The organism is Sphingopyxis sp. CR5, assembly GCF_059693785.1.
Genome location: NZ_JCATIE010000001.1, coordinates 207365 through 233722, shown reverse-complemented (window position 1 = coordinate 233722; position 26358 = coordinate 207365). Strand labels below are relative to the sequence as shown.

The window sequence follows — 26358 nt, the reverse complement described above, 5'->3', positions numbered from 1 at the left end:
TGGTCGAATAAATGATCAAATTGTTATCAGATATAAAATGCGTATCGGGAGAGTGATGATGGATATGTCGCGGCGGTCCCTGTTGCAGGCCGGGCTGGTCGCGCCCGTCGCTCCCGGCCTGCTCGCCTCGGCGCCGGCGAGCGCGGCGGAGCCGGTCCACCGCTCCCTGCTCTGGTACGGCAAGCCCGCGAACATGTGGACCGAGGCGCTGCCGGTCGGCAACGGGCATCGCGGCGCGATGGTCTTTGGCGGCATCAAGCGCGAACGCCTGCAACTCAACGAAGACAGCTTATGGTCGGGCGGCCCCTATTCGAACGTCAATCCGCGTGCGCGCGCCGCGCTGCCAAAGGTCCGCGACCTGATCTTCGCGGGACGTCACGCCGAGGCGGAAGAACTGGCCGACGCCGATATCCAGGCCGTGCCGATGCGCGAAATGGCCTATCAGGCGCTCGGCGATCTCCATATCGACCTGCTCGCGGTCAACGAGACCAGCGCGATCGACTATCGCCGCGAACTCGACCTCGACACCGCGATCGCGCGAACGCAGTTCGTCGCAGACGGCGTCGCCTATACGCGAGAGGTCTTCGCCTCTTCGGTCGATGGCGTGATCGTTGTGGCCATCGGCGGCGGGGGTGCTCCGATCGATGCCGAATTCTCGCTGAGTTCGGGCCAGCGCGCCCGTATCGAAGCCAGCGGACCCGACCTGATCATGCGCGGGCGAAACAACGCCGACCGGGGAATCGCCGGACGCCTCTCGTTCGAGGCGCGGGCGCGGGTCCTGGTCGAGGGCGGCGAGGTCGCCGCCGACGGCGCGACGCTGCGCGTGACCGGCGCACGCGCCATCCTGCTGCTGTTCGCCGCGGCGACCAGCCACCGGTCGCCGACCGACGTATCGGGCGACCCGGCGGCGCGGGTACGCACAGCACTCGACACCGCCGCGGCGCGGCCACTGGCCGACCTGCGCGCACGGCACGTCGCCGAGCATCGACGGCTGTTTCGCCGCGTCGCGCTCGATCTGCCGCGCGGCAAGCGCGCGCATCAACCGACCGACCAGCGGCTCGAACACGCCGCCGACGGCGACGACCCGTCGCTCGCGGCCCTCTATTTCCAGTTCGGCCGCTATCTGATGCTGGCGAGTTCGCGCCCCGGCAGCCAGCCCGCGAACCTTCAGGGAATATGGAACGAGCATAACCAGCCGCCGTGGGGCTCGAAATACACGATCAACATCAACACCCAGATGAACTATTGGCCGGTCGACAGCGCCAATCTGGCCGAATGTATCGAGCCGCTGGTGCGGATGGTCGAGGAACTGGCGGTGTCGGGCGCCCGCACGGCGCGGGACATGTATGGCGCGCGCGGCTGGGTGGCGCATCACAACACCGATTTGTGGCGCGCGTCGGGGCCCGTCGACCATGCCCGCACCGGCCTGTGGCCGACGGGCGGCGCCTGGCTCGCCTGCCAGCTTTGGGATCATTGGGATTACCACCGCGACCGCCGCTGGCTCGATCGCATTTATCCGCTGCTGCGCGGCGCGGCGCAATTCTTCCTCGACACGCTGGTGCGCGACCCGGCGACGGGGTTCATGGTCACCAATCCCTCGCTTTCGCCGGAGAATGATCATGGTCATGGCAGCACGCTGTGCGCCGGGCCGACGATGGACATGGCGATCCTGCGCGACCTGTTCGATCGCGCCGGCCAGGCGGCCGAACTGCTCGATCGGGATCCCGACTTGCGTGGCGAGATGGCGGCGATGCGCGCCCGGCTGGCGCCGCTGCGGATCGGCGGCGGCGGGCAGCTTCAGGAGTGGCAGGCAGACTGGGACGCCGACGCGCCGGACCCGCACCACCGCCATGTCTCGCATCTCTATGCGCTGTACCCCAGCTTCCAGATCGATGCGCGCGGCACGCCCGACCTCGCCGCCGCCGCGCGCACATCGCTCGACATGCGCGGCGACGATGCGACCGGGTGGGGTCTCGGATGGCGGCTCAACCTGTGGGCGCGGCTGCGCGATGGCGCGCGCGCCCACCGTATCCTGATCGACCTGCTCTCGCCCGGCCGGACCTATCCCGACATGCTCGACGCGCATCCGCCCTTCCAGATCGACGGCAATTTCGGCGGCGCGGCGGGCATTGCGGAGATGCTGGTTCAGGGCGACGGCACGTCGATCGACCTGTTGCCCGCCCTTCCCCCGTCATGGCGCGAAGGCGCGCTGCGCGGCGTCCGGGTCTGCGGCGGCTGCACGGTCGACCTCGCGTGGCGGGACGGCCAGGTCGAGCATGTCGACCTCCACCCCGAACAGCCGGTCGATTTCGAGGTGCGCAGCCCTGCCGGGCGGGCGCGGATTCGCGGCACCCCCGGCCGGTCGATCCGTCTGGACGCCGGCGATTTCGCCTGATCGCTGGCCGCTTATATAATCATACGATATTTCTATTTACGCCCCACCCTGGGGCCGATTATAAGCGGATTCGGAAGGCGCGGCGCGACGCCCGCCTTGTCCATTCGCCCTTTTCGTCGTGCAACCGGCCAGCGAGGACCATCATGCAGCTCACCCATTTCATCGGCGGCACCGCCGTCGCCGCCGACACGCCGTTCGAAAGCCTGAACCCGTCCGACACCGACGAGGTCGTCGCGACCTATCCGGCCGGTGACGCCAGCGACGTCGACCGGGCGGTGGCCGCCGCCCATGCGGCGTTTCCGGCCTGGTCGCAAGCGACGCCCGAGCTGCGATCGGACCTGCTGGACCGCGTCGGAACCGCCCTGTTTGCCCGGTCCGCCGCACTCGGCGAACTCCTCGCCCGTGAAGAAGGCAAGACTCGCGCCGAAGCGACGGGCGAGGTGATGCGCGCCGCGCGCATCTTCAAATATTTCGCCGGCGAGGCGCTGCGCCGCCACGGTCTCACCCTCGAATCGACGCGCCCCGGTGTCGACGCCGCCACCTATCGCGAAGCGGTCGGCGTCTTCGGCCTGATCACGCCGTGGAACTTCCCGATCGCCATTCCGGCGTGGAAGGCGGCGCCGGCGCTGGCCTTCGGCAATACCGTCGTGCTGAAGCCCGCGAATTCGACCCCCGCGACCGCCCACGCACTCGCGGCGATCATCCACGAAGTCGCCGACGACCTCAACGCGCCGGCCGGCATCTTCAATCTTGTGCTCGGCCAGGGCGGCGTCGGGTCGGCGATCGCCTCGCACCCCGATATCGCAGGGGTCAGCTTCACCGGGTCGCAGGAGGTCGGGGCCAAGGTCGGTGTCGCGGCAATGGCGCGGCAAGCCCGCGTACAGATGGAGATGGGGGGCAAGAATCCCCTCGTCGTCCTTGCCGATGCCGATCTCGACAAAGCGGTCGCGATCGCACTCGACGGCGGCTTCTTCCAGACCGGCCAGCGCTGCACGGCGTCGAGCCGCGTCATCGTCGAGGATGCGATCCACGACCGGTTCGTCGCCGCGCTCGCCGACCGCGCGCAGGCGCTGACGGTCGGCGCGGCGCTCGACCCCGACACCCAGGTCGGCCCCGCCGCGAGCGAGCAGCAGTTCGCGCAGAATCTTCGCTACGTCGAACTGGCGCAACAGGAAGGCGGACGCCTCGTCACCGGCGGCGAGGCGCTGCGGCTGTCGACCCCCGGCTATTACATGCGCCCCGCCCTCGTCGCCGATACCGCGCCCGACATGCGGATCAATACCGAAGAGGTGTTCGGGCCCGTGGTCTCGACGGTGCGGGTACGCGACTATGAGGAGGCGCTCGATCTGGCCAATCGCGGCAACTTCGGCCTGTCCGCAGGTATCGTCACCGGCTCGCTGAAACACGCCCGCCATTTCCGCCGCCACGTCCGCGCCGGGATGGTGATGGTCAACCTGCCGACCGCGGGGGTCGATTATCACGTCCCCTTCGGCGGCACGCGCGGATCGAGCTATGGCCCGCGCGAACAAGGGTTCGCCGCGGTCGAATTCTACACGCAGGTCAAGACCGTCTACACCGCCGACTGACGGCGCCGGTCGGGGAGAAGGCCATGTCCGACACACCGTCGCCCTTCGCGCTCTCCGGCCACCATGCCCTGATCACCGGCGGCGGCAGCGGGCTTGGCTTGGCCACGGCGCGGTGCATGGCCCGTGCGGGGGCCGCGGTGACGATCGTCGGCACCGACGCGGCAAAGCTGGCGCGCGCGCAGGCCGCGCTCGGCGATGTCGCGGCCGACGTGTTCGACGTCACCGCGGTCGACCGCGCCGCGGATTTCGCGGCGCGCATCGCCGACACGCACGGGCCGGTATCGATTCTCGTCAACAATGCCGGCAACACCGTAAAAAAGCCCCTCGACACGATGACGCCGGGCGAGTTTCAGTCGGTGCTCGACGTCCATGTATCGGGCGCGTTCGCCCTCACCCGCGCATTCCTGCCCCAGATCGCGGCGCATGGCGCCGGATCGATCCTCTTTACCGCGTCGATGGCGTCGTTCCTCGGCATTCCCGAGATCGCGGGCTATTCGGCGGCGAAGGCGGCGCTCGTCGGCCTGACCCGCTCGCTGGCGACCGAGCTCGCGCCTCGCGGCGTGCGCGTCAACGCGGTCGCGCCGGGCTGGATCGACACGCCGCTGTTCCAGAGCGCGAGTGCCAGGGACCCGGCGCGGGTCGAGCGGATCGACCGCCGCATTCCGATGGGCCGTTTCGGGACGCCCGAGGATGTCGGGCTGGCGATGCAGTATCTCGCCTCGCCCGCCGCCGCCTACGTCACCGGACAGGTGCTCGCGGTCGACGGCGGCGCGCTCCACGCCTTCTGACGCCCCTATTCGGCGACGATATCGACCGCCGACACGATCGGTTCGCCGACGCGCGGGGTAAAGTCGATCCTCAGCATCCCGTCGGCGACCGTCGCGGACAGGCGGATCGTCGCGGCCTTCAGCTTCCCCTTCCCCAGCGCGAACGGATCGACCGCACGCCGCACCGCGCCGCCGCTGACCGCGACGTCGTAGACGCGCTTGCCCGCCGCTTCCTCGACCGGCTCGAACAGGTGCAGCGTCACCCGATAGCGGCCGTTCGCCACCGGAACCCGATAGGCGGCAAGGCCGGTGCGATAATTTTCATACAGCGCGAGGGCCTCGGCGCCGGCGACCCGCAATTGCGGATCCTGTGCCTCGCTACCCGGCGCGGCGTAGATTTCGCGGCGGAAGCGGTTGAGCGGAACGCCCTTGCCGCCTTCGAAATAATTGTCGGAACCATAGCGGACCCCGTCCACGACCGCGCCGGTCAGCGTCCCGCTGCGGATATGGACGTCCCTCGCGCCGCCGTCATAGCGCCATTCGGCGGTGTCGCGCACCGCCCCGGCTTCGGCGACCAGGCTGTTCGCGCCGGGGTCGAGGCGGACCGCCTTCCAGACGCAGACCGCGTCGGCACAGCCCGTCCAGCCGACATCGCGACCGTTGACCGAAAGCCGCGCGCGCGGCTGGTTGGAATAGGCGCGGACATCGACCGTGCGATAGGCGCGGTCGATATAGCGCTTGCCCGTCAGGTGCAGCACCGGCACGTCGCGCCGCCACGCCGCCTTATAGAAATAAAAGGCGTCCTTCTTCACCTTGCGGTCGAAGCTGACGAGCCCCTTGGTGTTGACGTCGGTGGTATCGCCCTCTTCGCGGACCTCGCTCGCCGCGTCGAACATCTGCCACACCCACGCGCCGTACAGCCAGTCGAGCCGCTTGACCTGATCCCACGACCGTTCGTGGATATAGCTTTCGATTTCCTCGGGCTGGGGGCGGGAAACATTCATGATCTTGCCGCCGTGGACATTGTCGGTGTGCTGGCTGATCGCGCCGCCGCCGCCATATTCGCCGAGCGAGATCGGCAGTCCGGGGAATTTGCGGTGCAAGTCGGTCAGGTGGGCGCCCAGTCCCTCCACCTCGTCGACATACCCCTTGCCGTACCAGCCCATATACAGGTTGAACCCGACCGTATCGGCGATCCCCGAGAGGATCGGGCGATCGTCCTCGTCGCCCGGCATCGGCTCGCAACAGCTCGCCATCGTCGTCGGGCGCGTCGGGTCCTCACGCTTGGCGAGCCGGTTCAGCGCCTCCATCAGCGGGCGCGGGTTCGAGGGGGTCAGCCCTTTCCAGCTCCAGTTCGTCACCTCGTTGCCGATCGACCACATTGCGACCGACGGATGGTTGTAATTCTGCCGGATCAATTCGGTGAGCTGCATCTCGGCATTGGCCAGCATCGCGGGCGGGGTGTCGCGCACGCCCTTCGGCGCCGTCTGGTTCACCAAGCCCAATTCGGCCCACAGGATCATGCCGTTGCGGTCGGCGAGGTCGTAAAAAGGCGTCGCCTGGTTATAGTGAGAGAGCCGCACCGTGTTCGCGCCTAGCTCGCGAATCAACGCCATATCCTCTTCATGGTCGGCGACATCGATCGCCCAGCCCTTTGCGAAACGATCCTGGTGACGCGAGACGCCGTGCAGTTTCAATGGCTTGCCGTTGAGGAAGAATCCCTTGTCGGGATCGATCGCGATCGTGCGCAGGCCCAGCGGCTGCTCGACGCGATCGAGCAGCCTGCCCGCCGGATCGCGCACTTCGGCGACGATGCGATAAAGATAGGGATCGGCAAGCCCGTCCCATCGATGCGGATCCGCGACGCGCAGGCGTCGCTCGTCGCTGGCGACCGTCTTTGCCGCGAGCGGCATCCGCCCCTCGTCGCGTGCGACGACGCGCCCATCGGCATCCTTGATGGCGATGGCCAGCCGCGCCGACGAAGCCCGCGCACCGTCGTTGGCGATGCGCGTACGCACCACGACGTCGGCCGCGGCATCGCTCAGGGCCGCGACATGGCCGTATACGCCGGGTCCGCCATGATCCATCAGGTCGATATGCACGGGATCCACGCTGATCTGCGTGACCGGCCGATAGAGCCCGCCGAACATCATGAAATCGCCCGACAGCGGCACGACATGCCAGGTCGCGCTGCCCGGTTCGGGCTTGCTGTTGTCGGTCCGCACGGCGAGCAGATTGTCGCACCCCGGCCGCATCGCGGCGGTGGCGTCGACCCTGAAGCGCGAAAAGGCGCCTTCGTGACGGCCCAGCTTGACGCCGTTGAGCCAGACGTCGGCGACGATGCTCGCCCCGTCGAATTCCAGGAAACTGCGCCGGCCCGCCGCCGGGGCGCATAGCGCCCGACGATACCAGCCGATGCCGCGTTCGGCATTGATCGTCGCGTCGCGTTCGGTGCCCTTGTTGCCAAGACGGTTCCAGGTATGCGGGACCGCGACCCCGGTCCATTCGGCCTCGTCGACGGCTGGACGGACCGGCGATTCATCGGTGACGCCAAAGCGGAACGTCCAGCCGTCGGACAGCATCTGCGCATCGCGCGCCTGCGCCGGCGTCGCAGCCGCCAGGACCAAAGCTGAAATCGTCGCGAACCACCGCACATCCATCTCCCGCGTTTCTGAAATATAAGAATCATATATTGATATCTCAGAAACGCCAAGGCATAACGTCGCCGAACGCAAAATCGGGGAGAAGCGATATGCCGGGCAAGATCGGTCCGATAAGCCTTGCGGTGCTGGGCGCCACCCTCGCCGCGCCGCAGGCCGCCGGACAGACCGAGGGATTGACGCGCCCGACGGTCACCTTCGCGGTGTCGCCAGCCGGCGACGACACGGCCGATGGCAGCGCCGCCCACCCCTTCCGCACCCTGCCCCGCGCGCAAGCGGCGGTTCGCGATGCCAACAGGAACGGCGACGTCGTCGTCCGCATCGCCGGCGGGACCTATCGCCTCGACGCACCGCTTACGCTGACCGCCCCCGACGGCGGCCAAAAGCAATGGACCGTCACCTGGACCGCGGCGCCCGGCGCCCATCCGGTGCTGTCGGGCGGAATCGCCGTGACGGGATGGAAATTGCACGACAAGGCGCGCCATATCTATGTCGCCGACGTTCCGCGCGGCCTGGCGAGCCGGCACCTGTTCGTCGACGGCCGGATGGCCGATCGCGCCGCGATCGAACTCGATCGCGGCAAGGTGCGCTTTACCGACGAAGGCCTAGAGGTGAACGACCCGGCGGCGGGCGACCTGTCGCGCCTGGGCCGTAGCGGCGGCCTCGAACTGATGGGGCTCGGTCATTTCACCACGCGCTTCGCCCCGGTCGACCGGATCGAAGGCCGGATGCTGGTGATGAAACAGCCTGGCTGGGCGAACAATATCTGGGGCTATGACACCCTCGCGCACCCCTATAATCCGGACGATGGCAAGCTCTATCTGCGCGGCGACCTTGCCTTCCTGACACGGCCCAACCAGTGGGTGCTCGATGCCGGCGCGGGCAAGCTCTATTATCGCCCGCCGGTCGACACCGACATCGCGAAGCTCGACGTCGAATTGCCGCGGCTCGAAAGCCTGATGCACATCGCCGGCACCTATGATGCGCCGGTCCGCAACGTCACGATCAGCGGGCTGCGCTTTTCCTATGCCAGCTGGCGCGGTCCCAACGGACCCGAAGGCTATGCCAGCCAGCAGAGCGGATCCTATCTTACCGGCCGGGCCGCCGCATACCCCGCCGATCCCCTCCTGACCTGCAAATGGGGCTGCCCCGAGTTCGAAAGCGTGCGCAACGAATGGTCGCAGACCCCCGCCGCGGTCCAGGTTTCGGCCGCCGAAGGGATACGGTTCGACGGCAACATCTTTGCGCACCTCGGCCAATATGCGCTCGGTATCGGCAACGACGCGAGCGCCAATGCCTCGGGCGTCGGCCTGGGCGCCGTCGACGTCGTGGTTTCGCGCAATGTCTTCACCGACCTTGCCGGCGGCGCGATCGTCGCCGGCGGCGTCCGGCGCGACGCGCACCATCCGTCCGATCCGCGGATGACCAATCGCCAGCTCACGATCGTCAACAATCTGATCCAATCGGTATCAAAGGATTACAGCGACAACAGCGCGATCCTCTCGACCTATGTCGACGGCGCGCAGATCGTCCATAACGACATCAGCGACACCCCCTATGACGCGATCGACATCGGCTATGGCTGGGGGATGCACGATGCCGGGGGCAACGCCAACTACCGCACCCGCATGCACGGTTACGACTGGCCGCAGAACAAGGTCTACGAAACCCCGACGACGCATCGCAACGTCGTCGTCGCCTATAATCGCATCTATGACACCAAAAAGCATTTCGAGGACGGCGGCGCGATCTACAATCTGTCGGCCAGCCGCGGAACGGTGATTGCGGAAAACCATATTTTCGACCTCAATCGCCGCATCGCGCTCTACCTCGACGAAGGCTCGAAATTCATCACCGTTCGGAACAATGTCGTCGACGATGCCGGAACCTGGCTGAACATCAACGCCGTGACTCCGGCGGTGAAGATGTGGCTGCGGATCTCGACCGACAATCTGGCGACGGGGAACTGGCACAACGGCGGAGAGGTCGGCGGCTGGTGGACGGCGTATCTCGACAACCGGATCGAGGACGACCACCCGGTCACCGGCGACGACTGGCCGGCCGATGCAACAGCGGTGATGGCCAATGCCGGAATCGAACCTTCCGCCGGAGACGTCGCCTATGGAGATGTCCGCGCGCGCGCCAATCCCTATGCCGGAAAGCGGAGCGGCCAATGACCGGAGTTTCGCCTTCCATGCTGGACCGCGCCGACGTCAGCCGGCGCGCCGCGCTGCTGGGCATCGGTACCGCCGCCGCGATGAGCCCGTCGATCGTCCGCGCCACCGGATCGCTCTCCGGGTTTCACGACGTCCGCGATTACGGGGCCAAAGGCGATGGGCGCACGGTCGATTCGGACGCGATCAACAAGGCGATCGACGCCGCCTCGCGTGCGGGCGGCGGCACCGTCGTCGTCCCCCCCGGCCGCTATCTGTCCTTCTCCATTCGACTCCGGGACGATGTCACCATCGCGCTTGCATCCGGCGCGATCATCGAGGCGGCCGATCCGGATACGCATCCCGGCAGCTATGATGCGCCCGAAAATTATCTGGAGGAACAGTTCCAGGACTTCGGGATCACGCACGTCCATAACAGCCTGATCTATGGGGACGGGGTCCGCAACGCGGCGATCGTCGGCCGGGGCATGCTGCACGGGCTGGGGCTCGATCGCGAAGGACCGGGGTCGCATTGGCACGGCGTCGATGGATGGCAGTCCGCGAAAGCCCTGGGCCTTTCTCCCCGCGAGTTGCGGCTTCGCGATCCGAAGGAGCGCGCCCAGGTCGGGCGTGCGAACAAGACGATCGGGCTGATGAACTGCCGGAACATCTTGCTGCGCGACTTCACCATTCTGCAGGCGGGCCACTTCAGCGTCATCGCGCATGGCGTGACCAACATGACGATCGACGCCTTGACGATCGATACGGACCGCGACGGCATCGACATCGATTGCTGCCGCGACGTGCGCGTGTCCGACTGCATCGTCAACGCGCCAAAGGACGACGCGATCGTCCTCAAGAGCAGCTATGCGCTGGGGCGCAAGACGCTGTGCGAGGATATTGCGATCACCGGTTGCAAGACCAGCGGCTACCTGATGGGCAGCCTGCTCGACGGCAGCTATCGCAAGTCGGATTACATGGCCCCGGACAAGATCGGTCCTCTCGGCCGGATCAAGATGGGGACCGAAACCAACGGCGGATTTCGCAACATCCTGATTTCGGGCTGCACGTGCGAAGCAAGCCGTGGCCTTTTGATCGGCGTGGTCGACGGCGGCACGATGGAAGACGTGATCGTATCGGACATCGTGATGCGCGATCCGGTCAACCATCCGCTCTTCGTCCATCAATCGGGTCGCCTGCGCGCACCCAGGGGCACCGCGATCGGCAAATGCCGCCGTATTCGCTTCGACAACATCAACGTCTCCGGCGCGAACCCCCGCTTTCCGTGCGGGCTGACCGGACAGGCAGGCTACCCCGTTGAAGATATCAGCTTTTCGAACATCCTTGTGCAGAGCGCCGGAGGAGGCACGGCCGCGGATGCCGCCCGCACCCCCCAGGAACGCCCGACGTCGAGCCTCGAGGTCAGCTATCTCGGCACCCTGCCGGCCCAGGGCCTCTATGCCCGGCATGCCAGGCGGCTGACCGTCCGCAACGTCGGGTTCATCGTCGACACGCCCGACGCGCGGCCGCTCTTCCGGCTCGACGACGTGCAGGGCGCGACGATCGACGGCGTGACCTCTGCGCAGCCGCGCGACAATGCCGTCGTGCAGCACACAAGTAGCGATATCGCGCTGGGCGACGTGCGGACCCTCGGCTGATCCCTCGCCCGTTCCCCTTCCCGAAAAGGACAATTTATGACCGGAGTTTCGCATTCCATGCTGGACCGCGCCGACGTCAGCCGGCGCGCCGCACTGCTGGGCATCGGCACCGCCGCCGCCATGAGCCCGTCGATCGTCCGCGCCACCGGATCGCTCTCCGGGTTTCACGACGTCCGCGATTACGGGGCCAAGGGCGATGGACGCACGGTCGATTCGGACGCGATCAACAAGGCGATCGTCGCCGCCTCGCGTGCCGGCGGCGGCACCGTCGTCGTCCCCCCCGGCCGCTATCTGTCCTTCTCCATCCGACTCCGGGACCACATCACGCTGGTGCTCGCCCAGGGGGCCGTCCTCGAAGCCGCCGACCCCACGAAACATCCGGGCCGCTACGACCTGCCGGAGGGTGTCTATGAAGAACAATATGTCGACTACGGCCTGGCGCATTATCACAACAGCCTGATCTATGGCGACGGCGTCAGCGACGTCGCCGTGCTAGGTCCCGGCATGATTCACGGGCTGGGGCTGCGCCGCGAGGGTCCGGGACCGAAGTGGCACGGCGTCAAGGGCTGGATATCGCCGCGCGAGCGCGGAATGGACCCGCATGAGGCGCGGCTGAGCGATCCCGCCGAACTGGCCGAGGAAGGCAAGGGCAACAAGGCGCTGGCCTTCAAAAATTGCCGAAACATCCTGTTGCGCGATATCACCATCCTGCAGGGCGGCCACTTCTGCATGTATGCGCTCGGATGTTCGGGCATGACGATCGACAATCTGCGCGTCGACACCGACCGCGACGGAATCGACATCGACTGCTGCCGCGACGTCAGGATCAGCAACTGCGCGGTCAACGCGCACAAGGACGACGCGATCGTCCTGAAGAGCAGCTATGCCCTCGAACGCAAGGTGATGTGCGAAGACGTCACGATTATCGGCTGCAAGACGAGCGGCTATGCGCTCGGCACGATGCTCGACGGCACCTATCGGCTGTCCGACTATCGGGCGCCCGACGACGTCGGGGTGCTGGGGCGGATCAAGCTGGGAACCGACTCGGTCGGCGGCTTCCGCAACATATTGGTGACGGGGTGCACGTGCGAAAATTCGCGCGGTCTTCAAATGGGAGCGATCGACGGCGGGACGCTGGAGGACGTGACGTTCAGCGACATCACGATGCGCAACATCGTCAACCACCCGATCTTCGTCCGCTTGTCCATGCGCAACCGCGCGCCGCGCGACGCCGGCGTCGCAACGGTGCAGCGCGTACGCTTCGACAACATCAACGTGTCGGGCGCCAACGGCCGCTATGCCTGCGGGGTCGTGGGGATCGAGGGCGGGATCATCCGCGACGTCACCTTCTCCGACGTCCATGTATCGAGCGCAGGCGGCGGGACGGCCGCCGACGCGGCGCTGGAACCGCCCGAGCGCCGCACGAGCAGCCTGGAGCCGAGCTTCATGAAGACGCTGCCCGCGCACGGCCTGTATGTTCGGCGTGCGCAGCGGGTCGCCGCGGTGGATTGCAGCTTCGTCACCGAAACGCCCGATGCCCGGCCGGCGATCCTGTTCGACACCCAAAGCAGTGGCTTCGTGTCGGGGCTGCGTTCGCTCCACACGCCCGGCGACGCCGTGATTGCGCGGAACGGCGGCACGGTGAAGGCGGTCGATACGGTGCAGTTGACCTGATGAGCAAGCGCCGCCTTCTCGTCACCCGCAAATTGCCCGAAGCGGTCGAAAGCCATTTTCGCACGCATTACGACGTCGAGCTCAACGCCGGCGACGTGCCGCTGGACGATGCGGCGCTGCGCGCGGCGATGACGCGGTTCGACGCCATTTGCCCGACGATAACCGACCGCTTCGATGCCGACCTGCTGGCGACGCCCGGTGCGACGGTCAAGATCCTCGCCAATTTCGGCGCGGGATTCGAACATATCGACCTCGCCGCGGCGCGGCGCGCGGGCATAGCCGTGACGAATACCCCCGACGTGTTGACCGAGGCGACCGCCGATCTTGCGATATTGCTGATGCTGATGGCGACACGCCGCGCCGGCGAAGGCGAGCGCGAACTGCGCGCGGGGACCTGGACCGGCTGGCGTCCCACCCACCTGATCGGGCAGGGGGTGTCCGGCAAGACGCTGGGGCTCGTCGGCTTCGGCCGCATCGCCCGCGCGACCGCCGAACGCGCCCGCGCGGGGTTCGGCATGAAGATCGCCTATTTCAGCCGCCGGCAAGCGGCGGATGCTGGCGATGCGATCTTTCATCCGACGCTCGAATCGCTGGCCCGCGATGCCGACATCCTGTCGCTCCACGTGCCCGGCGGCCCCGAAACGCGGCACATGATCGACGCGCCGCTGCTGGCACGGCTCAAACCCGGTGCGGTCATCGTCAATACGGCGCGGGGCAGCGCGATCGACGAGGGGGCCTTGGCGGACGCACTGGCCGCACGGACGATCGCGGCGGCGGGCCTCGACGTCTATGAACGCGAGCCCGCCGTCGATCCGCGACTGCTCGCCTGCGAAAATGCGGTGCTGCTGCCCCATCTGGGCAGCGCGACGATCGAGGCGCGCACCGCGATGGGCCTGCGCGCCGCCGCCAATCTGGCAGCCTGGTTCGCCGGCAACGAATTGCCCGATCGTGTCGCCTGACGGGGCGGTCGACATCGCCGGCGCGGCCATCGCGGACTGGATCGCCGCGCCCCGCGGCCCGCGCCCGCTGGTCGTCGGCCTTTGCGGCGCACAGGGCAGCGGCAAATCGACGCTGGCCGGCGATCTGGTCGCGCGGCTCGACGGCGCCGGCCATCGTACGACCATCCTCTCGCTCGACGACCTCTATCGGTCCGCCGCCGCGCGCGCCGCGCTGGGCCGGTCGGTGCACCCGCTTCTGGCGGTGCGCGGGGTTCCCGGCACGCACGATGCCGCGCTTGGCCTGACGTTGCTCGACCGGCTCGCACGGCACGGGCCGGTCGAGATGCCGCGGTTCGACAAGGCGATCGACGACCGCGTCGCGCCCGTGACGGTCGAGGCCCCGTTCGACATCGTCTTGTTCGAAGGCTGGTGCGTCGGTGCGTGCCCGCAGGATGTCGAAGAACTCCCCGCGCCCGTCAACGCGCTCGAGACCGAACGGGACCCGGAGGGTATCTGGCGGCGGCGCGTCAACGCGATGCTCGCCGGCCCCTATCGCGCGCTGTTCGACCGGATCGACCGCCTGATCCTTCTCGCGGCCCCCGGCTTCGACATTGTTCACCGCTGGCGGGCCGAACAGGAAGACGGGCTGCGGGCCCGCGATCCGGGCGGCGCGCGGCTGATGGACGCGGCCGCGATCGCCCGGTTCATTCAGCATTACGAGCGGCTGACGCGGCATATCCTGGCCGAAATGCCGGGCCGCGCCGACCTGACCCTTCACCTCGACACCAACCGGCGCGTGCTTCGCGCCGAAACCAAGGACCCATCCCGATGACGCTTTCCTTCTCGCTCGACTGGCTCTGCGACGACTGGCGAGAGGCCAGGCTGCTCGGCCGCATCGAAACCGCCGACGGCCCGAGCCCGATCCTGGTGGACCGCGGCATCGTCCATGACATGAGCGCCGTGGCGCCCACCGTCGCGGCGTTGATCGAGGCGCGCGCCTTCGCCGCCGGATCGGGCCGCGTGCTCGGTCCGCTCGAAGACATCGGCGCTTCGCTGGAATTGCTGTCGCCGATCGACCTGCAATGCGTGAAGGCCGCCGGCGTCACCTTCGCGCTGTCGGCGGTCGAGCGGGTGATCGAGGAGCGGGCGCGCGGCGACGCATCGGCCGCGGGCGCCATCCGCGACGCGCTCGAGGCACGCGTCGGCGCCAGCATCCGGTCGGTCGTCCCCGGAACCGATGCCGCTGTGGCGCTGAAGGATGCGCTGATCGGCGAGGGGCTGTGGTCGCAATATCTGGAGGTCGCGATCGGCCCCGATGCCGAAATCTTCACCAAATCGCCCGTGCTTTCGACCGTGGGCGCGGGGGGCGACATCGGCGTGCGGTCGGATTCGAGCTGGAACAATCCCGAGCCCGAGATTGTCCTGGTCGCCGCACCCGACGGCCGCGCCGTCGGCGCCACGCTTGGAAATGACGTGAACTTGCGCGATTTCGAGGGGCGGTCGGCGCTGCTGCTTGGCAAGGCGAAGGACAATAATGCCTCCTGTTCGCTCGGTCCGTTCATTCGCCTGTTCGACGACGGCTTCGGGATGGAGGACATCCGGCGTGCCGTGGTCGAGCTGACCATCGACGGACCCGAAGGCTATCGCCTCGAAGGCAGCAGCTCGATGGACCAGATCAGCCGCGATCCCGAGGAATTGCTGCGCCAGGCGATGAGCGAGCATCATTATCCCGACGGCTTCGTGCTATTCCTGGGCACGCTTTTTGCCCCGACGCAGGATCGCGACGAACCCGGGCGCGGCTTTACCCACAAGGTCGGCGATGTGGTGAGCATCGCGAACCCGCGCCTCGGAACGCTGACCAACACCGTATGCACCAGCGCGGGCGCCCCGCCGTGGACGCGGGGGATCGGCGCCCTGATGCGCAATCTCGCGCGGCGCGGATTGCTTGACTGATATATCTATTGATTGAATTGATCTCTCTGTATATGCTTTTGCCCATAACAGCAGAGAGGAAATTTCATGGTCGACCTCTTCGGCCGCAGCATGAGCCGTCGCGACGTCGCTGCGCATTGCGGGGCGCTGTCGCAATTCGCCGGGGTGCGCCTGATGATCTTGGGCGACGGCGTTGAGCGCGGCATCCGGATGCTTGAGTTCCGTACCGGGACCGGACTGCGCTTCACCGTCCTCGTCGACCGCGCGCTGGACATCGCCGATTGCGAACATAACGGCCGCGCGATCGGGTGGAATTCGCCCGCGGGCTTCCGCCACCCCGGATTGCACGAATATGAAGGCGAAGGCGGCCTCGCTTGGCTGCGCTCCTTTTCGGGCCTCGTCGTCACCTGCGGGCTCGACCACACGCTGTTCATGGACGACGACGATGCGAGCCATTATGTCTACGGCCCTCGCGAAACGGTGTCCTCCTCCCTCCACGGACGGGTCGGGACGATCCCGGCGCGGCTGACCGGCTATGGCGAGCGGTGGGACGGCGACGACTGCACCCTGTGGTGCGAGGGCGTCGTGCAGCAGTCGACCGTATTCGGCGAAGACCTTCACCTGATCCGCCGGATCGAGGCGAAGGTGGGCGGCGACGAAATCCACCTGCACGACCGCGTCGTCAATCACGGCTTCTACCGGACGCCGCACATGTATTGCTATCATATCAATGTCGGCCACCCGGTCCTTGCCGATGGATCGCGCTATCTGGCCCCCATTGCCGAAACCGTGTGGGCGGCCCATGCGGGCGCCGATTATCGCAAGCAGGGGGTCGGATATCGAACCCTGCCGGCGCCGCAGATGAATTTTCACGAACAGGTCTGGCAGCACGAGATGGTCGCCGACGCCGCCGGCAGCGTGCCGGTCGCGCTGGTCAACGATGTCGCGGGACTCGGCATCGAAGTGGTGACCCGCAAGGATCAATTCCCCTGCCAGTACCAGTGGCAGAACCTGCAATCGGGCCAATATGCCCTGGGGATCGAACCCTCCACGAACCATGTGCTCGGCAAACCGTTCGCGCGCGAGCGCGGCGAACTGATCTGGCTCGAGCATGGCGACGCACGCACATATGACACGGTGTTTCGCATTCTCGACGGCGCCGACGCGATCGCCGCCAGCGAAAGCCGGATCCGCGCGATCGCACCGCAGCCCGACAGCGATTATCCCGAACCCACCGGCACCTATCGCCCGATTGCCGTGCAGGAGGGACGGGCATGAGCGTCGCGGGCAAAACCATCCTCTACACGGGCGCCGCGGGCGGCCTCGGGCTGCGCTCCACGCTGGCACTGCTCGCCAAGGGAGCGCGCGTCGTCGCGGTGGATCACGATCCGGCAAAGATCGCCGCGCTCCGCGAGGCGGCGGGCGACGCCGGGGGCCTGCACCTGGTCGCCGCCGACATGGCGGACCTGGACGGCTTTCGCGCCGCCCTGACCGAAGCGAGCGCCACGACCGGCGGGTTCGATGTCGTGATCAACAATGCCGCAATCTATCCGTCCAAACCCTTCGACGACTTTACGGTCGAGGAGCATCAGGCGGTCCAGCGGGTCAATGTCGACGCCGCGATCGTCGCCGTCCAGGTGGCGCGGCCGACGATGCGGGCGCGCGGTTGGGGGCGCATCGTCAACATCGCCAGCGTCACCTTCTACGGCGGCTGGGCCCTGCTCTCCCCCTATGTCGCGTCGAAGGGAGCGCTGGTCGGCCTGACGCGGGCGTGGGCGCGCGAATTCGGCCCCGAGGGGATTACGGTCAACGCGATCGCACCGGGCGCCTTTCCCACCGATGCCGAGAAAATCCACCCCGACCCCGAAGGCTATATGCGTTTCGTGCTCGATCATCAGGCGGTCAAGCGCCGCGGCACCCCCGACGACATTGCCGAAGCGCTCGCCTTCCTTGCCTCCGACGCGGCGGGGTTCATCACCGGCCAGACGCTGAACGTCGACGGCGGCTGGGTCATGCATTAAAGGAAAGCAGCGGATCATGGGAATTTTGAGCGGCTATCGAGTTCTCGATTGCTCGATCGCGATGGCGGGCCCGTTCGCGGCGCAGCGGCTTGGCGACCTGGGCGCCGATGTGATCAAGGTCGAACCGGTCACCGGCGAATGGCAGCGCCACGCCTCCGCGGGCGGGGCGCGCGGCAACCGGATCAACGTCTCCTTCCTCTCGCTCAACCGCAACAAGCGGTCGCTGGCGGTCGATCTCAAATCCCCCGAAGGCAAGGCGATCCTGCTCGATCTCGTAAAGACCGCCGATGTCTTCATCCAGAATTACCGGCCTGGCGTCGCCAAGCGCCTCGGCGTCGACTACGACACGCTGTCCGCGATCAATCCGCGGCTCGTCTATGTCTCGATGTCGGGGTATGGCGAGAGCGGTCCCTATGTCGATCGTCCGGGACAGGATCTGTTGCTCCAGGCACTGTCGGGGGCGATGCTTTCGGCCGGGCGCGCAAGCGATCCGCCGCAGCCCGCCGGTCAATTTCTGGCCGATGCGGTCACGGCCTACACCGCCTTCGAGGGCGCGCTTGCCGCGCTCCTGCACCGCGAACGCACCGGCGAGGGACAGCTTGTGCAGGTCAATATGCTCGACGCGATGGCCGCGGTGCAGATGCAGGAAATCTCGGTCCACACGGTCGGCGGCAAACCGCAGACGCGATCCGCGGAGCCGCATGCCCACAGCTATATCCGCGCGCCCTATGGCGTGTTCGAAACCGCGGACAGCCATATCGTCGTTGCCTTTGCCAGTCTCGACAGTTTCGGCGGCCTGATCGGCGAGCCGAGCTTCGCCGGAATGGACGACGAGACCGACAGTTGGACTCACCGCGATGCGATCTTCGCAAAGACGCGCGCGCGACTGAAGGAAAAGACGACGACCGAGTGGCTCGACATCCTGCTGCCCGCCGGCGTCTGGGCGGGCCCGGTCCACGGCTATGCCGATCTGGTCGAAGACCCGCAGGTCAAGCACAACGGCAGCTTTATCGAATATGACCATCCCAGCGAAGGCCGGGTGAAGACGCCGGGCTTTCCCATTCGCTTTTCCAAAAGCCCCGCCGCGCTCGATCGCGGCGCGCCGCAGGTCGGCGAACATACGCGCGATATCCTGACCGAAGCGGGCATCGCCGCCGACGAGATCGACCGCCTGCTCGCGGGCGGCGTCGTGAAGCAGGACTGATGCACTACCGCGGCCTGACCTGGGACCATCCGCGCGGCTATACCGCGCTTGCCGCCGCCTCGGCGGGATTGTCCGACGACACGCTCGAATGGGACAGGCATCCGCTCGAAGGGTTCGAAGCGCACCCGATCGCCGACCTGTGCGCGCGCTACGACCTGGTCGTGCTCGACCATCCGCATGTCGGCGAAGCCGTCGCGGCGGGATGCCTGCAACCGCTGGAGGATCATTTCGATGCGGGCGAGATCGCGGCGCTCGAGGCCGACAGCATCGGCCCCAGCCTCGCGAGCTATCGCTACGAGGGGCGCCATTGGGCCTTGCCGCTCGACGCCGCCACGCAGGTCATGGCGCGCCGCCCCGATCTGGTGGGCGAGGCGCCGCGAACATGGGACGAGGTCGTCACTCTGTCCGAACGCGCACCCGTGGCGCTGTCGCTTGCCGGTCCGCACAGCGTCCTGTCTTTCCAGTCGATCGTCGCCGCGCTCGGCGAGCGATGCGCGGCGGACGACCCCGGCATTTTCGTCTCGGCGGACGCCGGCGCACGCGCCCTCGATATCATGGCGACGCTTGCCGCGCGCAGCCCGGCGTCGGTACGCGGCCTGAATCCGATCGGGATCCTGGGCCACATGGCCGCGCACGACGATGTCGCGCTGTGTCCGCTGGTCTATGGGTATGTCAATTATGCGGCGCCAGCCGATACCGCGGCGAAACCCCTCGCCTTCACCGATGCCCCGCGGGTCTGTGCCGACGGCGCCCCCGGCTCGACTCTCGGCGGCACCGGAATCGGCATTTCGGCGCGGTGCCGCGTAACGCCGGCCCTGATCGCCCACCTGCGCTGGCTGATGAGCGAGGAAGCGCAAAGCGCGTTCATCCCCGCGCACGACGGCCAGCCGAGCCGGCGTTCGGCATGGCACGACGAGGCGGTCAATGCGCGGTGGGGCAATTTCTATCGGAACACCGCGGCGACGCTCGAGGCCGCCCATATCCGCCCGCGCCACGACGGCGCGATCGCCTTTCAGACCGAGGCGGCCGCGTTGATCCGCGACGCGATCCGTTCCCCCGTGCGACACGCGGCCCTGCTCGAAGAGTTGCAGGCCGCCTATACCCGGAGCCGCCTGCCATGACCGACACGGTCCAGTTCACCATCGACGGTGCCGTCGCCACGATCACGCTCAACCGCCCCGACAAGTTTAATGCCGCAACCCCCGCGATGGCGAAGGCGATCGTCGAGGCGGTGACCGAATGCAACGACAGCGACGCGATCCGCTGCGTGATCGTGACCGGCGCCGGGCCAAAGGCGTTCTGCGCCGGGTCCGATATTTCGGAACTCGATCGCTATGCGACGCCGTGGGATTTTCGCAACCGGTCCGATTATTGCGACGCGATCCATCGCCTGCTGAAGCCGACGATCGCCGCGGTGAACGGCTATGCGCTCGGCGGCGGGCTGGAAACCGCCCTGTCGTGCGATATCCGCCTCGCATCGAGCACAGCGCGCTTCGCCGCGCCCGAGATCAAGCTCGGCTGGATCGGCGGCGGCGGCATGGCGGCGATGCTGGCGCATTCGATCGGCCTGTCCAACGCCGCGCTGATGATCATGTCGGGCGACATGATCGACGCGCAGCGCGCGCTGCAATGGGGACTCGTCAGCGAAGTCGTGGAGCCCGAGGGCCTGATGGACCGCGCTCGCGAACTCGCTGCGACCATCGCCTCGCGCGCACCGATCGCCGCCGAAACCGCGAAGCTCAACCTGCGCGCCGCGGTATCGATGCCGCTCGACAAGGCGATGGAATATGAACGCGACCTCCAGGCGATCTGCTTTGCGACGGAGGATGCGAAAGAGGGGCGCGCGGCCTTTGCGGAAAAGCGGCCGCCGCAATTTCGCCGACGCTGATATCGGCCCGCGCGGAAGGCGGGAACCAAGGGAGATCCGGATGATGATGCGACGGACGATGCTGGTCGCAATGTGCGCGGCGAGCGCGGGGGCGGCGACCGCCCAGACGAGCTGGGACAAGCCATCGGTGGAATATCATGTCGCCCCCGACGGCGACGACACGGCCGCCGGAACCGCCGACGCACCGTTTCGTACCCTGGCGCGTGCACAGGCCGCGGTCCGCGCTGCGAATGCGGACCGGGACGTAACCGTCATCGTCCACGGAGGGCGCTGGGCGCTGACCAGACCGCTGGTCTTCACCGCCAGGGACGGCGGGCGGAACGGCTTTGCCGTGCGCTGGCGCGGGGCCGACGATGCGCGCCCGCTGATTACCGGAGGCATGGCGGTCGCCGGCTGGCGGCTTCAGGACAGCGCACACAATATCTATGTCGCCGACGTCCCGAAAGGCCTGCCGGCACGGCAGCTGTGGGTCGACGGCCGTCTTGCCCGGCGCGCCCGCACCGAAATCAGCCGCGCCGACGCCACGTTCGACGAAGGCGGGATCAGCCTTGTCGGCGCCAGCGCCCAGGCAGCGGCAGGGGCGGCGGGCGAGCGCCACGTGGACGTCGAGGCAACGGGATTTTTCACGCACCGTTTCTCTCCGGTGGACCGGATAACGGGCTCGCGGCTCGACATGCGCCAACCCGCCTGGAACAACAATGTCTGGGGCTATGACACGATCCCCGACCCCTTTCATCCCGAAGCGGCGCGCCTCTATCTGTCCAACGCCCTCGCCTTCCTCGACGAAGCGGGCGAATGGTATCTCGATCCCGAAGCCGGCAAGCTCTATTACAAGCCGGCCGCGGGCGTCGACATGGCCAGCGTAGACGTCCAGTTGCCACGCCTGTCCGCGCTCGTCAGCGTCGCGGGAACGGTCGAGCATCCGATCCGCGATCTGACGCTGTCGGGTTTCCGCTTTTCGCATACAAGCTGGACCGGCCCGTCGCGCGACGGATATGCGAACCAGCAGAGCGGGACCTTTATCGCCGGGGCGTCCAGGGCCTTTCCCGCTAACGCGCTGACCATGTGCCGGCAGGGCTGTCCCGAGTTCGAAAATGAACGCAACGCCTGGCGCCAGATGCCGGCGGCCGTCCAGATCTCGGCCGCACAGCATGTGACGATCAGCGAGAATATCTTCGCGCATCTCGGCCAATATGCGCTGGGGATCGGGATGGATGCGAATGCCAATATTTCGGGCGTCGGTCTGGCCACGGTCGACGTCACCGTGCGCGACAATCTGTTCGCCGACCTTTCGGGCGGCGCCATCGTCGCCGGAGGGGTCCGGCCCGACGCGCATCACCCGTCCGATCCGGGGCTGACCAATCGCCAGTTGATGATCCGCAGCAACCTGATCCAGGGGGTCGGGCGCGACTATACCGACAATGCCGCCCTGATCGCGACCTATTGGGACGATTCGATCATCATCCACAACGACATTTCCGACGCGCCGTACGACGGCATCGATATCGGCTTTGGCTGGGGCTATGTCGACCAGGGCGGAAATCCCAACTACCGCGCACGCCAGCGCGGTTATGATTCAGGGGTCAATCCGGTCTGGGACACGCCGACGATCCGCCGCGACGCAATCGTCGCCTTCAATCGCGTCTACGACGTCAAGCAGGTCGCCGACGACGGCGGCGCCATCTATAACCTGTCGGCCTGCACCGACTGCGTAATCGCCGAGAACCACATCTTCGATATCGGCCCGCGCGTCGCCCTCTATCTGGACGAGGGGTCGCGCGGCTTCACCGTTCGCGACAATGTGGTCGAAGGCGATGTCCGCCAGTGGCTGAACGTCAACACCGCCCACGCCTTTCAACCGGGGCGGACCAATTCCCGAAACAATGTCGCGCGGGGCAACTGGCACCAGGCGACGAATGTCGGCGGAATCTGGAACGCCTATATGAACAACCGGATCGAGGACGATCATCTCGTCCGCTTCAACAGCTGGCCGGGCGGCGCACGGCACGTGATGGGCAATGCGGGGCTGGAGGAGGAAAGCCGCGTCCCCGCTTATCGCGACTACCGGCCCCGGCCGAAAGGCGATCTGCCGCCGGCGCTGCCCCGCGGCAGCGGGACCTATGGCCGCAACGATCCAAAGGGTGCGCAGGCATCGAAGCCCGCCGGCGAGTGACCGTGGTCCGACGTCGATCCGGCCGGTGTTATTTCACGCTCTTGATCGGAAGCACGAGGAAGGACCCCGCATAGACGAAGGCGATCGCGGCGATGAACAGCGCGGTGTAATCGCCGCCCGACAGGTTGAGCAGCCAGGCCGCGAGCACCGGGCTCAGGATTTGCGGGATATTCACCGCGGTCGTCAATATCCCCAGATCCTTGCCCGTCGCCTCGCCGTCGGCCTTGGGCAGAACCTGCGTCATCAACGCCATGTCGACCGACATGAAGGCGCCATAGCCGATGCCGATCAACGCGGCATAGATCAGCATGCCCAGAAGCGACGGCAGGAACAACGGCACCGTAAGCGCGGCGCCCATCACGATGCTCGACGCGAAAACGATAGGCTTGCGGCGGCCGATCCGGTCGGACAGCAGCCCCGACGTAAAGGCGGCAAAGACCAGCGCAAAAAAGGTGATCGTCGACAGGGTCGCGATCGTCTTGTTCGCGTCGGCAAGCGACAGGCCGATGTAATCCTGCAGGATATAGAGCATGTAGGTGATCACGCCCTGATACCCCATGTAGATCGTGAAGCGCCCGAAGAAGGCCCAGGCGAAATCGGGATGCTCGCGCGGGCTGACCCAGAAGCTTTTCAGGAATTCGGCCGGACGGAAGCGCGGCGGCATCGGCGCGGTGACCTTCGGCTCCCGGTTGATCAGGACGAACGCGAAACAGGCGACGACGATCGCCGCGGCGAACAACCAATAGGCATAGGCGATCGTCCCGGCCAAAAGACCCGCCACGATCGTCCCGACCGTCAGGCCGGAGGTCATGCCAGCGCCCACGAAACCCGAAGCGGTGCCGCGCTCGTTCGGAGCGAAGCGGTCGGCGACCACCGTGGTCAGCGCCGCCTGCATCGAATTGAGCGCGACCGTCGCACCGACCCAGAACAGGGTGATCGTCCACAGCTGCGTCATCTGCGAAACGGCGAACAGGCACGCCCCGCCCGCCAGCGAACCGAGAACGATCCACGGCGTCCGGCGGCCGATCCGGGTTCGCGTGCGATCGGACAGGGCGCCGGCGATCGGGGTCGTCAACGTGCTGAAGATCGAGGTGATGGCAAAGACCAGCGCCAGCCCGCTCGCCTTGTTCGCGGGATCGATCGCCTGGATCTGGTTGGGCAAGAGGACCGAGAGCACCGCCGCATAGAGGGCGAGCAACACGAAGAAGACACTCGTCAGCGATGCGAGCAGGACCCATTTCTCGCGTCCGCGGGCGTGGGCGGCCTCACCCTGCAGGAACGCCGCTTCTTCGGGCGCTCCGCCGGCATAGGCGGCATTGAGGTCCGACATGCTATCCTCCCATTCGGCGGCCGTTCCCGCCCGACAAATCTATGCCGCCCTGCGCACCGTCATCCGCTGCTGCTCGGGCGCCGGGCCAAGCGCGTCGCGCGCCAGCAGGTCGGGTCGCCGCTGTTCGCGTCGCGCGGTTTCGCACAGGACGAGGCCGTGCCCCGGCGCGTCGTTGCCTCTGATGAAGCCGTTTTCGATGCGATAGGGCTGCTCGACCAGATGTTCGAAATTCTGGAAACTATATTCCAGCCAGTCGACCTCGGGCAATGCCAGCGCCATGTTGACCCCGATCTCGAGGAAGCTGTTGCCCATCGTCACCGGCACCGCCATATCGGCGGCAAGCCAGCCGATCCGCATCACGTCCGTGACGTGGCCGTGCACGTTGAGCATGTCGGCGGCCCCCGCCTGGATCAGCGCGCGCTTGCCCGAAACGTCGAGATATTCCCCCGAATTGAGCAAGGTCTCCCCCAGCGCGCCGCGCAACATCCGCAGGCCTTCGAAATCGGAGCGCAGGATGGGATCCTCCATCCAGTAGATGGGATGGCCGGCCCGGCGCATGGCCGCAATATTCTGCACCGTCTGTTTCGGGGACCAGGCTTCGTTCGCGTCGACCATGACCGTCGCGTCCTTGCCGACGGCGCGCTTCAACAGATCGAGCCGGTGGATGTCGCGGTCCAGTTCGGGATGGCCGACCTTGATCTTGAACGCCGTATAGCCTTGCTCCGCCGCCGAAGCGAACAGCGCGCCGAACGCCTCGTCGGACAGGTGAAAATCCAGCCCGCTTGCATAGGCGCGCACACGGTCGCGCCGCGCACCGAGCATTTTCCAGAGCGGCAGATCGACCGCCTTTGCCGCGAGGTCCCAGATCGCCTGCTGGAGCGCCTCCTCGAACGGGATGCTCATCCGGCGAATATTGCCGCCGCGCGGCCGGCCCACTCGATGCGCGAGCGCCTGGGCGCTTTGCCCTTCGAGTGCGGGCCACGCTTCGCTGCGGAATATGCGCTCGATCTCGCGTTCCGCGGGCAGCGGGTGAAAGAGCGACTGCACGAAACCCAGCCCGGTCCGGCCGGTCGAATCGACCAATTCCAGCGCCGCGAGATGGACGTCGTCGGCGCGCACCTGGCTGTCGCCGATCACCCTGTCGCGGGCAAACTGAAAGCGGGTAATGCGGAAGTCGACTATGTGCATATTCGGTGCTACCATCTTCCAGATGCCAAACGTGAAATATCAGATACGGGGATTAGATATGACAGAAGGGGGCAAACGGCAAGCGGCTTTTGACGCCGAGGGGACTGTAGCGGGAGAGCGCCCGACGAACGGCGAGCGGCTGAGCGATGTCGCCTACAAGGCGATCCTGCAGGGCCTCTTCGACCAAAAGGTTCCCGCCGGCGCGTTCGTCTCGCAAAACGACCTCGTCCGGCTGCTTGGCATCCCCGTACAGCCGCTTCGCGACGCACTACGCGTGCTCGAAGCCGAAGGCGTTCTGACGATTCATCCGCGTTCGGGAATCCAGTTCCTGAAGCCCGATCTGGAGCTCGCGCGCAGCACCTATCAGTTCCGCTCGATCATCGAACGCGCCGCGGCCCGCCGCTATGCCGAAACCGGCGATGCCGAGATGGCCCGCAAACTGATCGCCGATCACAAGGCGCTGATGACCCGGATCGAGACCGAAGGGCTCAGCGCGGGCGCGCTCGACCAGCTCGAGGTGCTGGAGGTCGGCCTGCATGGCAGCATGATCGCGAACATGCAGAACCCGCTGATCGAAAATACCGCGCGAAGGCTGAAGAACTACGTCACGCTGATCCGCCTCGACCGCCTGGTTACCGCGCCGCTCGCGCTGCGAACGCTTGGCGAGCATATCGAAATTCTCGAAGCTTTCGCCGCCCACGACCCCGACCGCGCCGAAGCGGCGATCGCAGCCCATTTCCAGGCCGCGCTGCAACGCATCCTCGGAATGTTCTGATCGAGCCGTTTACTGA

The 26358-nt window shown here is 66.8% G+C and carries 19 protein-coding genes; 16 read left to right on the top strand and 3 right to left on the bottom strand.

Features of this window, described 5'->3' with window-relative positions; all coding sequences use genetic code 11:
* The first annotated feature begins 55 nt into the window (after window positions 1–55).
* The 3 genes from AC58D2_RS01060 (at window position 56) to AC58D2_RS01050 (ending at window position 4769) form a co-directional block, all read left to right on the top strand.
* The gene (locus AC58D2_RS01060; protein ID WP_497386481.1) at window positions 56–2395 is read left to right on the top strand and encodes a glycoside hydrolase family 95 protein; all 2340 of its coding nucleotides are present in this window, start codon (window positions 56–58) and stop codon (window positions 2393–2395) included.
* Window positions 2396–2538: 143 nt separating this feature from the next.
* On the top strand, window positions 2539–3981 hold the full coding sequence (locus AC58D2_RS01055; RefSeq protein ID WP_497386479.1) for an aldehyde dehydrogenase family protein: 1443 nt from the start codon (window positions 2539–2541) through the stop codon (window positions 3979–3981).
* A gap of 23 nt (window positions 3982–4004) precedes the next feature.
* A complete protein-coding gene (locus AC58D2_RS01050; RefSeq protein WP_497386477.1) occupies window positions 4005–4769 on the top strand; it encodes an SDR family NAD(P)-dependent oxidoreductase in 765 nt (254 codons plus the stop codon).
* 5 nt (window positions 4770–4774) lie between these two features.
* Here the strand turns inward: AC58D2_RS01050 and AC58D2_RS01045 are convergent, their stop codons facing one another.
* Window positions 4775–7408 carry a glycoside hydrolase family 2 TIM barrel-domain containing protein gene (locus AC58D2_RS01045; RefSeq protein WP_497386475.1) on the bottom strand — a complete coding sequence of 878 codons (2634 nt, stop codon included), beginning with the start codon at window positions 7406–7408 and terminating at the stop codon, window positions 4775–4777.
* Between the two features lie 92 nt (window positions 7409–7500).
* Here AC58D2_RS01045 and AC58D2_RS01040 point away from each other — a divergent pair, with 92 nt between their 5' ends.
* The 12 genes from AC58D2_RS01040 (at window position 7501) to AC58D2_RS00985 (ending at window position 23049) form a co-directional block, all read left to right on the top strand.
* Window positions 7501–9585 carry a right-handed parallel beta-helix repeat-containing protein gene (locus tag AC58D2_RS01040; protein ID WP_497386473.1) on the top strand — a complete coding sequence of 695 codons (2085 nt, stop codon included), beginning with the start codon at window positions 7501–7503 and terminating at the stop codon, window positions 9583–9585.
* Window positions 9582–11219, top strand: a complete 1638-nt coding sequence (locus tag AC58D2_RS01035; protein WP_497386471.1) for a rhamnogalacturonidase — start codon at window positions 9582–9584, stop codon at window positions 11217–11219. The genes AC58D2_RS01040 and AC58D2_RS01035 overlap by 4 nt, the downstream gene beginning before the upstream one ends.
* A 36-nt stretch (window positions 11220–11255) precedes the next feature.
* Window positions 11256–12893: a rhamnogalacturonidase gene (locus AC58D2_RS01030; RefSeq protein ID WP_497386469.1), complete on the top strand. Its 1638-nt coding sequence runs from the start codon at window positions 11256–11258 to the stop codon at window positions 12891–12893.
* Window positions 12893–13852: a 2-hydroxyacid dehydrogenase gene (locus AC58D2_RS01025; RefSeq protein WP_497386467.1), complete on the top strand. Its 960-nt coding sequence runs from the start codon at window positions 12893–12895 to the stop codon at window positions 13850–13852. The genes AC58D2_RS01030 and AC58D2_RS01025 overlap by 1 nt, the downstream gene beginning before the upstream one ends.
* Window positions 13842–14663: a kinase gene (locus AC58D2_RS01020; protein WP_497386465.1), complete on the top strand. Its 822-nt coding sequence runs from the start codon at window positions 13842–13844 to the stop codon at window positions 14661–14663. The genes AC58D2_RS01025 and AC58D2_RS01020 overlap by 11 nt, the downstream gene beginning before the upstream one ends.
* Window positions 14660–15784, top strand: a complete 1125-nt coding sequence (locus AC58D2_RS01015; RefSeq protein WP_497386463.1) for a fumarylacetoacetate hydrolase family protein — start codon at window positions 14660–14662, stop codon at window positions 15782–15784. The genes AC58D2_RS01020 and AC58D2_RS01015 overlap by 4 nt, the downstream gene beginning before the upstream one ends.
* 66 nt (window positions 15785–15850) lie before the next feature.
* Window positions 15851–17041 (top strand): aldose 1-epimerase family protein, encoded by a 1191-nt coding sequence (locus AC58D2_RS01010; RefSeq protein ID WP_497386461.1) that lies wholly within the window; start codon window positions 15851–15853, stop codon window positions 17039–17041.
* Window positions 17038–17784, top strand: a complete 747-nt coding sequence (locus AC58D2_RS01005) for an SDR family NAD(P)-dependent oxidoreductase (protein ID WP_497386459.1) — start codon at window positions 17038–17040, stop codon at window positions 17782–17784. Before AC58D2_RS01010 ends, AC58D2_RS01005 begins: the two co-directional genes overlap by 4 nt.
* 16 nt (window positions 17785–17800) lie before the next feature.
* Entirely contained in the window at window positions 17801–18988 is a 1188-nt protein-coding gene (locus tag AC58D2_RS01000; RefSeq protein ID WP_497386457.1) for a CaiB/BaiF CoA transferase family protein, read from the top strand.
* Window positions 18988–20109 (top strand): ABC transporter substrate-binding protein, encoded by a 1122-nt coding sequence (locus AC58D2_RS00995; RefSeq protein WP_497386455.1) that lies wholly within the window; start codon window positions 18988–18990, stop codon window positions 20107–20109. Before AC58D2_RS01000 ends, AC58D2_RS00995 begins: the two co-directional genes overlap by 1 nt.
* The gene (locus AC58D2_RS00990; protein ID WP_497386453.1) at window positions 20106–20876 is read left to right on the top strand and encodes an enoyl-CoA hydratase/isomerase family protein; all 771 of its coding nucleotides are present in this window, start codon (window positions 20106–20108) and stop codon (window positions 20874–20876) included. Before AC58D2_RS00995 ends, AC58D2_RS00990 begins: the two co-directional genes overlap by 4 nt.
* Before the next feature lie 40 nt (window positions 20877–20916).
* On the top strand, window positions 20917–23049 hold the full coding sequence (locus tag AC58D2_RS00985) for a right-handed parallel beta-helix repeat-containing protein (RefSeq protein WP_497386451.1): 2133 nt from the start codon (window positions 20917–20919) through the stop codon (window positions 23047–23049).
* Between the two features lie 28 nt (window positions 23050–23077).
* Here AC58D2_RS00985 and AC58D2_RS00980 read toward each other — a convergent pair whose 3' ends face one another.
* Window positions 23078–24379, bottom strand: a complete 1302-nt coding sequence (locus AC58D2_RS00980) for an MFS transporter (RefSeq protein WP_497386449.1) — start codon at window positions 24377–24379, stop codon at window positions 23078–23080.
* Window positions 24380–24418: 39 nt separating this feature from the next.
* Window positions 24419–25567, bottom strand: a complete 1149-nt coding sequence (locus AC58D2_RS00975; protein ID WP_497386447.1) for a mandelate racemase/muconate lactonizing enzyme family protein — start codon at window positions 25565–25567, stop codon at window positions 24419–24421.
* A 58-nt stretch (window positions 25568–25625) separates the two neighbouring features.
* On the opposite strand from AC58D2_RS00975, the gene AC58D2_RS00970 reads away from it, so the two are divergent.
* Complete coding sequence (locus tag AC58D2_RS00970; protein ID WP_497386445.1) at window positions 25626–26342, top strand: GntR family transcriptional regulator; 717 nt, start codon at window positions 25626–25628, stop codon at window positions 26340–26342.
* Window positions 26343–26358: the final 16 nt, after the last annotated feature.

Bases quoted from the DNA above. Each gene is read 5' to 3' on its own strand.
- AC58D2_RS00995 (WP_497386455.1), top strand. From the start codon at position 18,988: ATGCACTACCGCGGCCTGACCTGGGACCATCCGCGCGGCTATACCGCG.
- AC58D2_RS01035 (WP_497386471.1), top strand. From the start codon at position 9,582: ATGACCGGAGTTTCGCCTTCCATGCTGGACCGCGCCGACGTCAGCCGG.
- AC58D2_RS01045 (WP_497386475.1), bottom strand. From the start codon at position 7,408: ATGGATGTGCGGTGGTTCGCGACGATTTCAGCTTTGGTCCTGGCGGCT.
- AC58D2_RS01040 (WP_497386473.1), top strand. From the start codon at position 7,501: ATGCCGGGCAAGATCGGTCCGATAAGCCTTGCGGTGCTGGGCGCCACC.
- AC58D2_RS00970 (WP_497386445.1), top strand. From the start codon at position 25,626: ATGACAGAAGGGGGCAAACGGCAAGCGGCTTTTGACGCCGAGGGGACT.
- AC58D2_RS01060 (WP_497386481.1), top strand. From the start codon at position 56: ATGATGGATATGTCGCGGCGGTCCCTGTTGCAGGCCGGGCTGGTCGCG.
- AC58D2_RS01015 (WP_497386463.1), top strand. From the start codon at position 14,660: ATGACGCTTTCCTTCTCGCTCGACTGGCTCTGCGACGACTGGCGAGAG.
- AC58D2_RS01005 (WP_497386459.1), top strand. From the start codon at position 17,038: ATGAGCGTCGCGGGCAAAACCATCCTCTACACGGGCGCCGCGGGCGGC.
- AC58D2_RS00990 (WP_497386453.1), top strand. From the start codon at position 20,106: ATGACCGACACGGTCCAGTTCACCATCGACGGTGCCGTCGCCACGATC.
- AC58D2_RS00980 (WP_497386449.1), bottom strand. From the start codon at position 24,379: ATGTCGGACCTCAATGCCGCCTATGCCGGCGGAGCGCCCGAAGAAGCG.
- AC58D2_RS00975 (WP_497386447.1), bottom strand. From the start codon at position 25,567: ATGCACATAGTCGACTTCCGCATTACCCGCTTTCAGTTTGCCCGCGAC.
- AC58D2_RS01000 (WP_497386457.1), top strand. From the start codon at position 17,801: ATGGGAATTTTGAGCGGCTATCGAGTTCTCGATTGCTCGATCGCGATG.
- AC58D2_RS01050 (WP_497386477.1), top strand. From the start codon at position 4,005: ATGTCCGACACACCGTCGCCCTTCGCGCTCTCCGGCCACCATGCCCTG.
- AC58D2_RS00985 (WP_497386451.1), top strand. From the start codon at position 20,917: ATGATGATGCGACGGACGATGCTGGTCGCAATGTGCGCGGCGAGCGCG.
- AC58D2_RS01030 (WP_497386469.1), top strand. From the start codon at position 11,256: ATGACCGGAGTTTCGCATTCCATGCTGGACCGCGCCGACGTCAGCCGG.
- AC58D2_RS01055 (WP_497386479.1), top strand. From the start codon at position 2,539: ATGCAGCTCACCCATTTCATCGGCGGCACCGCCGTCGCCGCCGACACG.
- AC58D2_RS01025 (WP_497386467.1), top strand. From the start codon at position 12,893: ATGAGCAAGCGCCGCCTTCTCGTCACCCGCAAATTGCCCGAAGCGGTC.
- AC58D2_RS01010 (WP_497386461.1), top strand. From the start codon at position 15,851: ATGGTCGACCTCTTCGGCCGCAGCATGAGCCGTCGCGACGTCGCTGCG.